This is a genomic window from Sediminibacterium sp. (genome assembly GCF_051861365.1).
Lineage (GTDB): Bacteria > Bacteroidota > Bacteroidia > Chitinophagales > Chitinophagaceae > Sediminibacterium.
On the sequence record NZ_JBHYCW010000003.1, the window covers coordinates 107,259 to 121,824 of the forward strand.

11 protein-coding genes and 1 riboswitch are annotated in these 14,566 nt (G+C 40.0%); of the genes, 4 read left to right on the forward strand and 7 right to left on the reverse strand.

Annotated features, from left to right (window positions below; translation table 11 throughout):
• Positions 1–3 precede the first annotated feature (3 nt).
• Positions 4–1,185 carry a cystathionine gamma-synthase gene (locus ACTIEV_RS02145; RefSeq protein WP_322196043.1) on the reverse strand — a complete coding sequence of 394 codons (1,182 nt, stop codon included), beginning with the start codon at positions 1,183–1,185 and terminating at the stop codon, positions 4–6.
• Positions 1,186–1,359: 174 nt separating this feature from the next.
• Positions 1,360–1,474, reverse strand: a riboswitch (SAM riboswitch).
• Between the two features lie 185 nt (positions 1,475–1,659).
• Between ACTIEV_RS02145 and uvrA the strand changes: the two genes are divergently transcribed.
• Entirely contained in the window at positions 1,660–4,578 is a 2,919-nt protein-coding gene (gene uvrA, locus ACTIEV_RS02150; RefSeq protein ID WP_322196044.1) for an excinuclease ABC subunit UvrA, read from the forward strand.
• Between the two features lie 49 nt (positions 4,579–4,627).
• On the opposite strand, the gene ACTIEV_RS02155 is transcribed toward uvrA, so the two are convergent.
• A complete protein-coding gene (locus ACTIEV_RS02155; RefSeq protein ID WP_322196045.1) occupies positions 4,628–5,092 on the reverse strand; it encodes a GNAT family N-acetyltransferase in 465 nt (154 codons plus the stop codon).
• Positions 5,093–5,196: 104 nt separating this feature from the next.
• Here ACTIEV_RS02155 and ACTIEV_RS02160 point away from each other — a divergent pair, with 104 nt between their 5' ends.
• Positions 5,197–6,672: an NAD(P)/FAD-dependent oxidoreductase gene (locus ACTIEV_RS02160; RefSeq protein WP_322196046.1), complete on the forward strand. Its 1,476-nt coding sequence runs from the start codon at positions 5,197–5,199 to the stop codon at positions 6,670–6,672.
• A gap of 136 nt (positions 6,673–6,808) precedes the next feature.
• On the opposite strand, the gene ACTIEV_RS02165 is transcribed toward ACTIEV_RS02160, so the two are convergent.
• The 4 genes from ACTIEV_RS02165 to aspS form a co-directional block, all read right to left on the reverse strand.
• Positions 6,809–8,170: a M28 family metallopeptidase gene (locus tag ACTIEV_RS02165; RefSeq protein ID WP_322196047.1), complete on the reverse strand. Its 1,362-nt coding sequence runs from the start codon at positions 8,168–8,170 to the stop codon at positions 6,809–6,811.
• A gap of 98 nt (positions 8,171–8,268) precedes the next feature.
• A complete protein-coding gene (locus ACTIEV_RS02170) occupies positions 8,269–9,546 on the reverse strand; it encodes a replication-associated recombination protein A (RefSeq protein WP_322196048.1) in 1,278 nt (425 codons plus the stop codon).
• A gap of 42 nt (positions 9,547–9,588) precedes the next feature.
• Positions 9,589–10,104: a hypothetical protein gene (locus tag ACTIEV_RS02175; RefSeq protein ID WP_322196049.1), complete on the reverse strand. Its 516-nt coding sequence runs from the start codon at positions 10,102–10,104 to the stop codon at positions 9,589–9,591.
• A gap of 88 nt (positions 10,105–10,192) precedes the next feature.
• A complete protein-coding gene (gene aspS, locus ACTIEV_RS02180; RefSeq protein WP_322196050.1) occupies positions 10,193–12,025 on the reverse strand; it encodes an aspartate--tRNA ligase in 1,833 nt (610 codons plus the stop codon).
• A gap of 134 nt (positions 12,026–12,159) precedes the next feature.
• Here aspS and ACTIEV_RS02185 point away from each other — a divergent pair, with 134 nt between their 5' ends.
• Together ACTIEV_RS02185 and ACTIEV_RS02190 are read left to right on the forward strand one after the other, a co-directional pair.
• On the forward strand, positions 12,160–13,305 hold the full coding sequence (locus tag ACTIEV_RS02185; protein ID WP_322196052.1) for an MFS transporter: 1,146 nt from the start codon (positions 12,160–12,162) through the stop codon (positions 13,303–13,305).
• A 102-nt stretch (positions 13,306–13,407) separates the two neighbouring features.
• Positions 13,408–13,854, forward strand: a complete 447-nt coding sequence (locus ACTIEV_RS02190; RefSeq protein WP_322196053.1) for a hypothetical protein — start codon at positions 13,408–13,410, stop codon at positions 13,852–13,854.
• 74 nt (positions 13,855–13,928) lie between these two features.
• Here ACTIEV_RS02190 and ACTIEV_RS02195 read toward each other — a convergent pair whose 3' ends face one another.
• Complete coding sequence (locus tag ACTIEV_RS02195) at positions 13,929–14,066, reverse strand: hypothetical protein (RefSeq protein WP_178889742.1); 138 nt, start codon at positions 14,064–14,066, stop codon at positions 13,929–13,931.
• Positions 14,067–14,566: the final 500 nt, after the last annotated feature.

The window sequence follows — 14,566 nt, forward strand, 5'->3', positions numbered from 1 at the left end:
TGATTATGCTATTAATGTTGATGAGAATTGATGATTCAATGATGTTGATTTTTGAAAAGCTTGATCCAGATCCTGTATCAGGTCTTCTGTTTCTTCCAAACCAATGGATAAACGAATCAAACTATCTGATACGCCTGCAGCCCTTCTTTTTTCAGCAGGAATAGATTTATGAGTCATGTTAGCAGGATGTGAGATCAAGCTCTTGATACCGCCCAAACTTTCTGCCAGTTTGAATAACTGTGTCTGTGTTACAAAATCAATAGCGGCCTGTTCGGTGTCATTTTTTAAAGAGAAGGATACAATACCCCCAAAACCTTTTGATTGTTTTTTGGCGATGTCGTGATTGGGATGCGATGGCAATCCCGGATAAAATACTTTGTCAACAGCCGGATGTTGCTCCAAAAACTTAGCTACTTCAAGTGCAGATGCACAATGCTGACGAATACGTAAATGCAAGGTTTCAATGCCCCTGATCACCAACCAACTGTCGAACGGACCTAAAACAGCTCCACAGGCATTTTGCAGATACTTCAATCGGTCTCCTACCACTTTATCTTTGGCAACTACAATACCTGCAATCAGATCGCTATGACCGCCGAGGTATTTGGTAGCACTATGAATTACAATATCAGCTCCCAGTGAAAGAGGTTGTTGTAAGGCGGGTGAAGCAAAAGTATTATCCACGCAAAGTAAACAGGCATTGGCTTTAGCTACTTGTGCAATCGCGGCGATATCAGAAATCTTGAGCGTTGGATTGGTAGGCGTTTCCACCCATATTAGTTTTGTTTGAGGAGTAATGGCATCCACCACTTTGGCAATATCTGAAGTGTCGACATAATGTACTTTAATGCCAAACTGTTCATACACATTGTTGAATAAGCGAAAGGCACCGCCATAAATATCATCCACCGCAACTATTTCATCTCCTGTTTTCAGTAGTTTGATGACTGTATCGATAGCGGCCAATCCGCTGGCAAATGCCAATCCGGTTTGACCATTTTCCAGTTTTGCAATCAATGATTCCAATGTTGCGCGGGTGGGGTTGCCACTTCTCGCATAATCATATCCTTTATTCACACCGGGAGCATCCTGAACGAAAGTGGATGTTTGGTAAATAGGCACAGATATAGCACCGGTAAGTGGGTCAACAGGAATGCTGTGAATCAGTTGTGTTGCGTTGCTCATGTTAAACAGTTTTGTTCCTTTCTTTTGAAAGGGTGAATGATGTTGTTATATTTTTTTGTGCAACTGATCGAGAAGGAGTGGACTTAACTGATGAGCATAAAAAAGCTCATCTGTTAAGTCAGATGAGCTTGAAATATATAGAACGGCGAACCGTTTTGAATCAAACTTTACTCTGACTTATCTTCTCCCGCGTGAACGAGATCGGATTTGGCACCTTCATATCAACGAGTGATGATATGGGTTGCCAAGGCTTCATCGGGCCAATTCCCTCTGCCTTTCTTGATAAGTTGTTGTTTAAAGAACTGGTACAAATGTATAAGCAGCTTGGTCAAATTACCAAATTCTGTTTCAAAAAAAATAATTAATTCGCTGAAACCCTTTGCTAGAAAGGGTTTTAATTTCTACTTTTTTTCCTAACAGTCGTTCGGTTTCAACTTTATGGCTACTTAGATGTTCTTATCTTTACACATCATCATGGCAAAAAAGATCAGTAAGGAAGCAGTTATTCATCCTGTTCAGCATCAGGAAGAAACCATCTCCGTATTTGGAGCACGCGAACATAATCTGAAGAATATCGACATCAATATTCCTAAAAATAAGTTGGTGGTTTTTACAGGTGTGAGTGGAAGTGGTAAATCATCTCTTGCATTTGACACCATTTATAATGAAGGTCAGCGCAGATACATGGAAAGCTTTAGTGCTTATGCAAGACAATTCATGGGCGACATGGAAAGACCTGACGTGGATAAAATCACCGGACTATCACCCGTAATATCCATCGAACAAAAGACCACCAATAAAAATCCAAGATCCACCGTTGGTACCGTTACAGAAGTCTATGACTTTTTGCGACTTCTGTTTGCAAGAATCGGCGAAGCCTATAGTTATAATACCGGTAAGAAAATGGTGAAATTCAGCGAAGAAGAAATCGTTGAAAACATTTTCCAGAAATACAAACAAAAAAAGATCACTTTACTGGCGCCACTCATTCGCGGACGAAAAGGACATTATCGTGAACTGTTTGAAGATATCCGTAAAAAAGGATTTTTGAAAGTGCGCGTAGATGGCGAAATTATTGACCTTACACCTAAGTTACAGGTAGACCGATACAAGATCCACGATATTGAAGTGGTCATCGATCGTTTACAGGTAACTCCGGATATGAAAGTGAGATTGAGTCAGAGTGTACAACAGACTTTACGCATGGGTAAAGACCTGATGTTTTTGTTGTTGAATGACACACAAAAAACAGTGCAATACTCCAAGCAACTCATGTGTGAAGATACCGGTATCAGTTATGAAGAACCGTCTCCCAATGCATTTTCTTTTAACTCACCTTATGGTGCATGCCCGGTTTGTAAAGGTTTGGGAAATGTATATTCAGTGAGTATGGAAGCTGTATTGCCTGATCGCTCTCTTTCGATCAAAGAAGGTGGTATCGCTCCTTTAGGCGAACAGCGAGATGCGTATATGTTTAGGAATGTAGAGACATTGGCGAAAAAAAATAAAATCAGCTTAGATAAACCGATCAAAGACCTCCCAGAAAAATCACTCAATATTTTATTATACGGTAATCCTGAAGGCATTACAGAAGAGATCATCGATATGGATGAAGTGTCTGGCGGAATGCCTTATGATGGTGTATTTGAAGGAATCATCCCCATGCTGAAACGATGGTTTACGGGTACGAGCAGCAGTGAAACACTCCGCGAGTGGGTAGAACAATTCATGGAGTTAAAAACTTGTACAGAATGTAATGGTGCCAGATTAAAAAAAGAGAGTCTTTGGTTTAAAGTAGATGAAAAAAATATCGCTGAATTGAGCCATCTAAATCTGGATAAATTACATCAATGGTTTACGAATATTGAAAAGCGTCTCGATACAAAACAGAATGTCATTGCAAAAGATATTTTGAAAGAGATCAGGGAAAGACTTCAGTTTCTACTGGATGTAGGGCTTACTTATCTCTCCTTGAATCGTCCGTCCAGAACCCTGAGTGGTGGCGAGTCGCAGCGTATACGTTTGGCTACGCAGATCGGTTCTCAATTACAAGGTATCACTTATATATTGGATGAACCTTCTATCGGACTACATCAACGCGACAACCATCAGCTCATCAAAGCGCTTCAAAATTTGCGTGATATCGGCAATACGGTATTGGTGGTTGAACATGATAAAGACATTATGTTGGCAGCCGATCATCTGGTAGATATTGGTCCGCGTGCAGGTAGTTATGGTGGACAAATTGTTGCTGCAGGTACTCCAAATGAGGTATTGAATAGTTCTTCTGAAACCGCCTTATACTTGAATGGTAAAAAAAGTATTGAAGTACCTGCTGAAAGACGAGCCGGTAATGGTAAAGTATTGGAATTGAAAGGCGCTTCAGGGAATAACCTGAAACAAGTAAGCGTAAAATTTCCTTTGGGTAAATTGATTGTAGTGAGTGGAGTAAGTGGAAGTGGTAAGTCTACACTGATCAATGAAACTTTATATCCATTGCTCTCTAAACATTGTTACAATAGTCGAGTAACACCTATGGACTTTAAAAGTATCAAAGGTTTAGAGCATGTAGATAAAGTAATAGAGATCGATCAATCTCCTATTGGAAGAACACCAAGAAGTAATCCGGCTACTTATTGTGGGTTCTTTACGGAAATTAGAACCTTGTTTGCTTCTGTTCCTGAGGCAAAAATTAGAGGATACAATGCCGGACGTTTCTCTTTCAATGTAAAAGGAGGAAGATGTGATATGTGCGAAGGTGGAGGTATGCGTGTGATTGAAATGAATTTCTTGCCGGATGTATACGTGCATTGTGAAAAATGTAATGGAAAAAGATACAATAGAGAAACACTCGAAATACGATACAAGGGAAAATCCATCAGCGATGTGTTGAATATGACCGTTGATGAAGCCTGTGATTTCTTCCAGCCTGTTCATTATTTGTATAGAAAAATAAAAGTATTACAGGATGTAGGTCTGGGTTATATCACACTCGGACAATCAGCAGTTACGCTAAGCGGAGGAGAAGCACAACGTGTAAAACTGGCTACTGAGTTGGGAAAAAAAGACACCGGTAAAACATTCTATATCTTGGATGAACCTACTACCGGACTTCATTTTCAGGATATCAGACATTTGCTGGATGTGTTGAATAAACTGGTAGATAGAGGTAATACCGTACTAGTGATTGAACATAATTTAGATGTGATCAAAGTAGCCGATCATATCATTGATCTTGGACCGGAAGGTGGGGATGGTGGTGGATTGATTCTATTTGAAGGTACTCCTGAAGAAATGATTCATAATAAGCAAAGTCATACTGCAAGGTTTGTCAAAGAAGAATTAGCTGTTAGGCCGCAAACTTCAAGTAGCAAGCTGCAAGGAAGAAAATAAGTGTATTATTACTTGAATATTGAGCACTTGTCTTCTTCCTTGTCCCCTGTCACTTGTCACTTGAACCTTCCCTTTTCATTTCAATATGTGGAATATTGTCTTCCAGATACATGTCACTGACCTGTACAAATCCCAATGACTCATAAAATTTCTGTAGGTACAATTGTGCTCCAATCCTGATGGGCTGATCTCCGAAAAGTACTTTACAGGTTTGAATGGCAGTCTCCATTAATGTTTTACCGGCACCGGTGCCTCTGTAGGCGGGGGAGCTTACCACTCTGCCAATGGATACTTCAGTGAAAGCCAATCCTGCCGGAAGTAATCGGCTATAAGCTACTAATTGGGTTCCATCCCAGCCCATCAGGTGCCAAGACGACAAATCTTTTCCGTCAGCATCCAGATACACACAATTCTGTTCTACTACAAAAACCTCACTTCTTAAATGCATGATCGCATATAATTCATGGGGTGTTAATTCAGTAAAGGGCTTATAATACCAATTAAAGGTGCTCATGTATATGATTAAATGATGATGGTGGGCAAAAATAATGGTAGTCCCACATTTATTTCACAACTTTGGCGCATGACAGGGAAATTATCCTGTATTTCTACAACAATATGAAAAAAAGAATAGCCATTATCGGCGCCGGACCTGCGGGACTTACTGCAGCTTATTTATTGGCAAAAGACGGACAACAAGTGACCGTGTTTGAAAAAGATCCACAATATGTAGGAGGAATTTCCAGGACAGAGTCATACAAGGGATATCATTTTGATATCGGTGGACATCGGTTCTTTTCTAAATCAAAAGAAGTGGAAGATTTCTGGACAGAAATTTTAGGTGATGAGATGTTGGAAAGACCAAGAAGTTCCAGGATTTATTACAACCATAAATTCTTTTCTTATCCATTGGTAGCTTTTGAAGCACTCAATAAACTGGGTATCATAGAAAGTGGTTTATGTGTATTAAGTTATCTGAAAGCAAAAGCATTCCCAATTAAAAATCCAACCAACTTCGAAGATTGGGTAACAAATCAGTTTGGTAAACGACTTTTCAATATTTTCTTTAAAACATATACAGAGAAAGTTTGGGGTATTCCTTGTAAAGAAATCAGTGCTGATTGGGCGGCACAACGTATCAAAGGACTTTCATTGAGCAGTGCTATTTGGAATGCTTTATTCAAGCCTGCTAAAAAAGCTGGAGATAAAGATAAAGTGATCAAAACCTTGATCGATTCATTTCGTTATCCCAAACAGGGGCCTGGTATGATGTGGGAAGTGTGTACTGAGAAAGCAAAAGCCAATGGGATGATACTTGAAATGAATTGTGGTGTTCAGAATATCAGTTATTCCCATCAAAAATGGACAGTACACACGACTTCCAAAGGGTCTATTGGTGATTTTGACTTTGTACTTTCATCCGCTCCTATGCGTGAATTGATTGCCAGTGTACAACCGGCATTTCCTCAACAGGTGTTAGAAGCTGCTGCTGCATTGTCTTATCGCGATTTCCTGACCGTTGTATTGATTTGTAAAGATGAAGATGCATTTAGCGATAACTGGATCTATATCCATGACCCAAGTGTGAAAGTAGGTCGTGTACAAAATTTCAAGTCTTGGAGTCCATATATGGTTCCGGATCTATCGATGTCTTGTTATGGATTGGAATATTTCTGTTTTGAAGGTGATGGATTATGGACCAGCAGCGATGCGGACTTGATTGCATTGGGGAAGAAAGAAATCGAAAAGATCGGGTTGACAAAAGGAACTTCTGTTGTAGATGGTTATGTCGTTCGTCAACCCAAAGCCTATCCTGTGTATGATCAGGATTATAAAGAACGCGTAGCATTGGTTCGGCAAGGAATCAAAGCTTATCCAGGTTTGTACTTGGTTGGAAGAAATGGTATGCATAAATACAATAACCAGGATCATAGTATGATGACAGCCATGCTGGCTGCAAAAAATATCATTGCAGGGAATGAGTTATTTGATATTTGGGAAGTGAATGAAGATGCAGAATACCATGAAGGAGGCAATCGCGGAGCAGAGGATAAAGTTGCGGGAAGAATGATCCCTACGAAAGTGAATGCTTGATATCATTAGCCACAGATTCACAGATTTTCATGATGTATTTTGATGATTGCATTTATCTGCGCTCATCATGACAATCATGAAAATCTGCGTTCCATAAAAGCAATAATCTGTGAATCTGTGGCAAAGATTGCCGCTCTTATCTCCCCGGAACAGGCACCACCGGTAAACTTTCGTTTCCTGATTCATTCACAGATTGCACTGCGAAGAAATAATTGTCTTTGGAATACGGTAATTGATAGCTGTTATCCGTAGTGAATATTTTTTTCTGCCAAACAGCACTAGTAGTTTCACGCATCAGAATATAATATCCTTTTACTTTTCCTGTCTTAGGTGTTGCCCAAGTCAATAAGCTATAATTGGTCAATCGTCTGGTTTCGATCTTCACATCTTCCGGCATAGCAGGTGCTTTAGCGAGGTTAGCCAGATTACTTAAGTTAATAGCCGTATTTTTACGCAGGTATTCAAAATCCATAAACTCAGGTAAGTCACCATATTGAATACCATTTTCAAGACGTACATTTTGGTGTTGATGATAATAGTTCTCATTCATTTCTGTAAAACGAACAGCTGCATAACCCTGTTCTACAAATGAAGTATGGTCACCACCACGTAGGAATCGATCATTGCGATAGATCATCACTACTTCCAGATTATCTACATAACGTTCTCCCACTTCTTTAACATATCGTGCCAGTTGTCGGGCTTTGCCATCATTCTCCAATCCCAGTTGACGAATATTCCTAGCAGCTTTTTCTGTTTCATAGGCAGGCAAACCTTCACTAAATACGCGGATACGTGTATTATCAATGATATTGGTTTCACTGGTATTATTGCTACCCATGATATCATTGTTCAATACCGCTTCAATATTCCAACCTTGGTTTTTTGCCTTGGTCGCCATAAATTTTGCACCCAATAATCCTTGCTCTTCACCACTTACAGTCACGAAAATGATGGTGGCGGGAAAACTTTTTTGGGTCATAATTCTTGCGCATTCAATCACGGCAGCACAACCGCTGGCATCATCATTGGCGCCGGGAGCATCACCAACACTATCTCTTACATTGGTACGCATATTATCGAGGTGACCACTGATAACAAATATTCTTTTATCTGCCGTATCCGTTCCTTTCAGAATACCTACCACATTGCCCAAAATAACCGGTCTTTCAACCCTGCTTCCTGCAACGGGTTGAAGGGTAGTGGTATCAATAAAAGAGGAGAATCGTCCGTTAGACTTTTTAGCGAATTCATTGAATTTTTGCAAGAGCCAATTACGGGCTGCTCCAATTCCACGATTGGGGTCTGATTGTGTACTCAATGTATTTCTGGTGCCATAGCTCACCATTTTGAGAATATAGGATTTGAGTGAATCAGCATTCACTTCTTTTACCATTTTTTCAATTTCCGGATCGCGCTGAATCAATGTTTGTGCAGATGAATAGAGTCCGAAGGATGTCAGGGCTAGAACAATCAATAATTGTTTTGTGATTTTCATAATATTAGCATTGGGTCTTAAAACTACATATAACAGCCATTCTTGTTGAGAGTTCTGTAGATAAGTCGGTAAAAGCCAACCGGTGAAGGGTGAAATGCTTAGTAATTGTATTTATCCTTCCAGCGGTCTTTCAAAAATTTCCTTAGTTCCTGTTCACGGGCATTATTGCCGGGTTCATAAAATTTTGTTCCGGCAATTTTTTCGGGTAGGTATTCTTGCGGAATGAAATTGCCTTCGCCCATATGTGAGTACTGATAGCCTTTGCCATAATCCATATTTTTCATCAATTGTGTAGGGGCATTTCTGATATGCATGGGAACAGGCAAATCACCATATTTATTAACGGCTGATAAAGCATCATTGATGGCTACATAGGCTGCATTACTTTTTGCAGAAGATGCGAGATAGGTAGCACATTGCGATAAGATGATTCTACTTTCAGGGTAGCCGATCTTATTGACTGCGTCAAAAGTGGTATTGGCCAAGAGTAAAGCATTGGGATTGGCATTGCCAATATCTTCACTGGCAAAAATGACCATTCTGCGTGCAATGAACTTCACATCTTCACCACCTTCAATCATTCTAGCGAGCCAATAAACAGCACCATTAGGATCACTACCGCGCATACTTTTGATAAATGCAGAAATGATATCGTAATGCTGTTCACCCTGTTTATCATATAAAGCCACTTTCTTTTGCGCTACTTGCATCACCAATGCGTCAGTGATTACAATCTCTTTCTGTGCGGTTTTGTTGGCTTCTGTACTAATCACTAATTCAAATAAATTCAAGAGTTTTCTAGCATCTCCTCCGGATATATTAATCAGTGCAGTTGTTTCTTGAATGGTTACCGTAAAATTTTGAAGTACTGCGTCTTTTTGTAAAGCATGTTGTAATAAGCGAATCAAATCATCATCTTGTAATGATTTCAACACATACACCTGACACCTGCTCAATAAGGCACTATTCACTTCAAAAGAAGGGTTTTCTGTGGTGGCGCCAATTAATGTGATGATCCCTTTTTCGACAGCACCTAATAAAGCATCTTGCTGACCTTTATTAAAGCGATGGATCTCATCAATGAATAAAACAGCCCCACTTGTATGCTTGGCTTCTTCGATTACTTCCCGAACATCCTTCACACCACTACTGATGGCACTTAATTGAAAATAAGGAGCTTGTAAACTATGTGCAATAATATTGGCAATCGTAGTTTTGCCTACCCCCGGTGGTCCCCATAGCAACATAGAAGGGATATGCTTATTCTCAATAGCAGTTCTTAAAATACTGCCTTTACCGGTCAAGTGTTCTTGTCCGACAAGATCATCCAATGTTTCAGGACGTATTCTTTCTGCTAATGGAATATGACTGTTCACCTTTGTAAAATACAGAAAAGATATTTTCTGATCGAGGAAATATTAAGACAGTGGAGATGATTGGAATACATGTGCGAATTGCTTCAGCATTTTAAATGTCAAGATCACATGCACCAAAATAAGGATGCTGACTACCAGCATAAAACCGGCTACGCCTTTGATAATAGAAACAAAAAGACTGGAATCAATGCCCTCAGGCAAATTTGGTTGTGATTCCATGGCGCGTTCCACAAAATCCTGTAAAGCAACCGGACCGAGCATGTAAATACCTATGGCATTTAAAAAGAAGAGAGCACCCATACCCAGACAAACAAAAGCATTCACTCGAATCCAATCGCGCAACGAAGATTTGCAGGGAGCATTTCGGTCAATTCCGTTGGATAAAAATTTAAGACTTGAAAATGTATAAATCACCAAACCGGCAAACATGAATAACATGAACCACATGGGTGGATTGCTTAATGCCGGGATCAAAATCAGAAAACCCATCAAACCAAAGAAACAGGCAACGGGAATAAGGATATAAGTCAATATTCGGTAAATGGTTAATTGTTTCATAGCCTTAAAGTTGATAACAGTATGTTTATTTTAAGCTACAGATGCACAGATTACATGAACTAATCTGTGCATCTGTGGCTTAAATAATTTACTGATTTTTAAGATCCAATTTAATTTGCAATTCATCAAACTGATGTGCGTCAATACTACTTGGTGCATCGAGCATAACATCTCTTCCACTATTATTTTTCGGGAAAGCAATAAAGTCGCGGATACTTTCACTTCCTCCAAGAATGGAACAAAGTCTGTCGAAACCAAATGCAATACCACCATGTGGGGGAGCACCATATTCAAAAGCACCCAATAAGAATCCGAATTTGTGTTGTGCTTCTTCCTCACTCATACCCAAGGCTGCAAACATTTTTTCCTGCAATTCACGCTGGTAGATACGAATAGAGCCACCTCCAATTTCATTTCCATTCAATACCATATCATAAGCGTTGGCTTTGATATTTGAATAAGGATGTTCTAAATATTTATCTGCGTTCTCAATAACCGGATTGTTATTGATCATTACACTGATCTGATCAGGCTTCGGAGAAGTAAAAGGATGGTGACGTGCTACCCATCTATTTCCTTCTTCATCATATTCAAATAATGGAAAATCCAATACCCATAATAATCTGAATTCATCTTCTTTCCTAAGTCCCAAACGTTTACCCATTTCAAGTCTGAGTTCACTAATGGCTTTACGCGTTCTTTCTTCTCTTCCCGCCAATACCAATATAAGATCTCCTGCTTTTGCGCCTGCCGCATCAGTAATGGCTTTCAGTTTATCTTCTGTATAAAATTTATCGACACTGCTTTTGTAAGTGCCATCTGCATTACACTTGATGTACACCAAACCCTGCATACCAATCTGCGGACGCTTCACCCATTCTGTTAATTCATCTGTTTGTTTACGCGTATATTCACTACAACCCGGTACAGCAATGGCCAACACAGTTTCAGCATTATCGAATACACCAAATCCTGCACCATTAATGAGTTCACCGGTTGCAACGATTTTTCCACCTTTGAGAAAAGCAGATTTCAAATTAGCGATCTGCATGCCAAAACGGATATCGGGTTTATCATTACCGTAGGCCCACATCGCATCTTCCCAGGTCATGCGTTCAACCTTGTCGGTGTAGTCAATATTCTTCACCTGTTTGAATATGCTTTTGATCATTCCTTCAAACATGGTGAGAATATCTTCTTGTTCCACAAAAGACATCTCACAATCTATCTGTGTAAATTCAGGCTGACGATCTGCCCGCAAATCCTCATCTCTGAAACATTTTACAATCTGATAGTATCGATCATAGCCACTCACCATCAATAACTGTTTGAATGTTTGTGGTGATTGTGGCAAAGCATAAAATTGTCCGGGATTCATTCTGGATGGCACCACAAAATCTCTGGCTCCTTCCGGAGTAGATTTGATCAAAAAAGGTGTTTCGATATCCATGAAATGATTTTCATGCAGATAATTGCGAGCTGCACGATTTACGGCATATCGTAACTCCAGATTTTTTTTGACAGCATTACGACGAAGATCAAGGAAACGATATTTCATACGTAGGTCATCACCTCCATCCGTATCATCTTGAATCGTAAAAGGAGGAACGGCTGCTTTATTCAAGATCTTAAAACTGCTGATATGTATTTCAATATCTCCGGTAGGAATATTGGGATTTTTATTACTTCTTTCAGCAACAGCACCTGTAGCCTGAATCACAAACTCTCTTCCCAATGGTTGTGCATCCAATTCAGTATTGAGTTCTTCACCAAATAACAATTGAGTAATACCATAACGATCACGAAGATCCACAAAAGTGATCGCACCAAATTTGCGAACGGTTTGTACCCAACCGGCCAGGGTCACTTGTTTTCCGGCATCACCGGTTCTTAACTCTCCACAAGTATGTGTACGGAACATAGAAATTTTTTTTGAGTCCATGGACCATGGACGATGGACCATGGTCTTGCAAGGCCGCAAATATACTCCAAAACCCCCAAGCCCCGAGAGGATTTGACGATGGAAAAACTGTGATTTTATACCATCTTTGTAGAATGCAGGCAAGCCGAACACGCAAAGTGAACAGAATATCTGTTGCCGTTTTCTTTTTTATGGCCGGTATTTGTTTCGCCAGTTGGGCGAGTCGAATACCGGATATTAAGTTACAATTGGGATTAAGCGATGCAGGATTGGGTGCTGTATTGCTTGCCCTGCCTTGTGGATTGATGCTCAGTTTGCCCGTTTCCGGTTGGGCTGTTACTCGTTTCAGCAGTAAGACCATGGTAACCATTGCTGCAGTAGGTTACCCACTTACATTGATTGTAATTGGTTTAGTAACCGCCACCTGGCAATTGGCAGCGGTATTATTCGTATTCGGAATTTTTGGGAATTTATATAATATCTCTGCTAATACACAGGCAGTAGGGGTTGAATCATTGTACCAACGATCCATCATGGCTACCTTTCATGGTATCTGGAGTCTGGCCGGATTTTCAGGTGCTGCTGTTGGTACTTTTATGATTGCGCAACAGGTAGCGCCCTTGCATCATTTTATCATTGTTTGTATTTGTTGTTTGGTGGTGGTGTTATTGGCGCAAGGAAAGATATTACCTGAAGATGCCAAATCAACAACCAAAACACCACTTTTCGCAAAACCGGATGCGACCATATTAAGATTGGGATTAATTGCATTTGGTTGCCTGGTATGTGAGGGCACTATGTTTGATTGGAGTGGTGTATACTTTCAAAAAGTAGTAAATGCTCCGAAAGAATTGGTAACACTGGGTTATTCTGTCTTTATGGGAACAATGGCTACCGGCAGATTTGTAGGTGATAAACTGATCACAAGATTTGGTATTCAACGTATGTTGCAAACCAGCGGTATTATCATCTGTACCGGATTATCCATTGCCGTATTATTCCCAACACTGGTACCGGCAACCATTGGTTTTTTTCTGGTAGGTTTTGGCGTATCTTCTGTTGTTCCGCTTGTATATAGTGCAACCGGAAAATCAAAGACCATGTCGCCGGGAGTGGCTTTGGCTGCTGTTTCTACGATTGGATTCTTAGGATTTTTAATCGGTCCACCCTTAATTGGTTTTATTGCTGAGATAGCAGGATTGCGTTGGTCGTTTACGGTGATCGCGTTGATTGGACTGTCTACCACCATCATGGCTACTTTCATGAAATGGGATCGTTAAATAAAATCTAAAAGGACTCGGTTCTTCTGTAAAATCATTTTTTGGTCAAAGAATTGAATGTTGTTCTATGTAACAACTTTTTGCACCCTGAAATGATTTTGTATGAAACGACTTTTACTTTTTTCTACACTGATTGTATTCCTTTCTTCTTGTTCAAAAATTGTAGTGATTCCTGAACAAAGATCTATTGAAGGATCTTGGGTATTAGCAGAAGCCTCACGCAGCAATGGTTTTGGCTGGCAATATTTTCGATCCGGTTTGGAAGACGGCGTATTTGATTTTTATAGGAATGGTAATGCTGAATTTGATGATGGCTTTAGTTTGATGCGCGGAACATGGCGTATCAGAACCGTTTCTGGTGGTTACTATGATCAATATGGCAACTATTATGATCGACTCCATGATAGTTGGGAAGTGAATGTATACGATGCTTATAATCGTAGTTCCATCGATATGTATTTTGATGAGATCGTAGTATACAACAATCGCATTGTAGCTACACATTATGATGGTTACTATATTCAACGCTATACATTCCGAAGAATATAATCTGTGAATCTGTGGCAATAGATAGCCACAGATTTACAGATTTAGGGTGGGATGTTTTTCATACTGTTACCCGTTTATTTACGGACTGTTTTAATGGTGTTGACAATCGCTGCTCTTTTAGCAGCAGTTTGTTTTCGTTGTTGATGTTTCGGGTTGCCAAGGCAGAGGAATAACAGGGCACTGCCGGCAATCACCACTACAAATGGTTTCATTTTTTATAAGCATAGAATGGTTAGGAAAAGGTATAGGTCGACCCTTACCGTCACTGACGGCACCATTGGGAACCTGAGATATAGGGTATTAGAACACAGCTGCAGCTATGCACCTCTATACCCTAATTCAGGTTTTTTTCCGGAAATGGTGAACGGGAAGATTTAGTTCAGATGAACTTCTGGTGGCTTCACGCGCTGGCGGAAACGAGCAAACAGAAATTCGGTGTGGTGGTTCATATTACATGGGAGCGAGGCTCCATTTATTTTGAAGACATAAAGGTATATGGGGGGTGAATATGCGCATATAAAAACAGGGATAAACGGGACTTGCGCTTTCACAAACGGTAAAGTACCTGTGATGAACGACTATGACATACAATGATGGACTAAACTTGAATAACAATGAGTTGCGCATTGAAAATGCAGAAAAAGAAGTATCAGAAGAAAGTGCATTAAGTAGGGATGAACGGAAAGTATGGGAACTTTTGGAAGCTACGAAA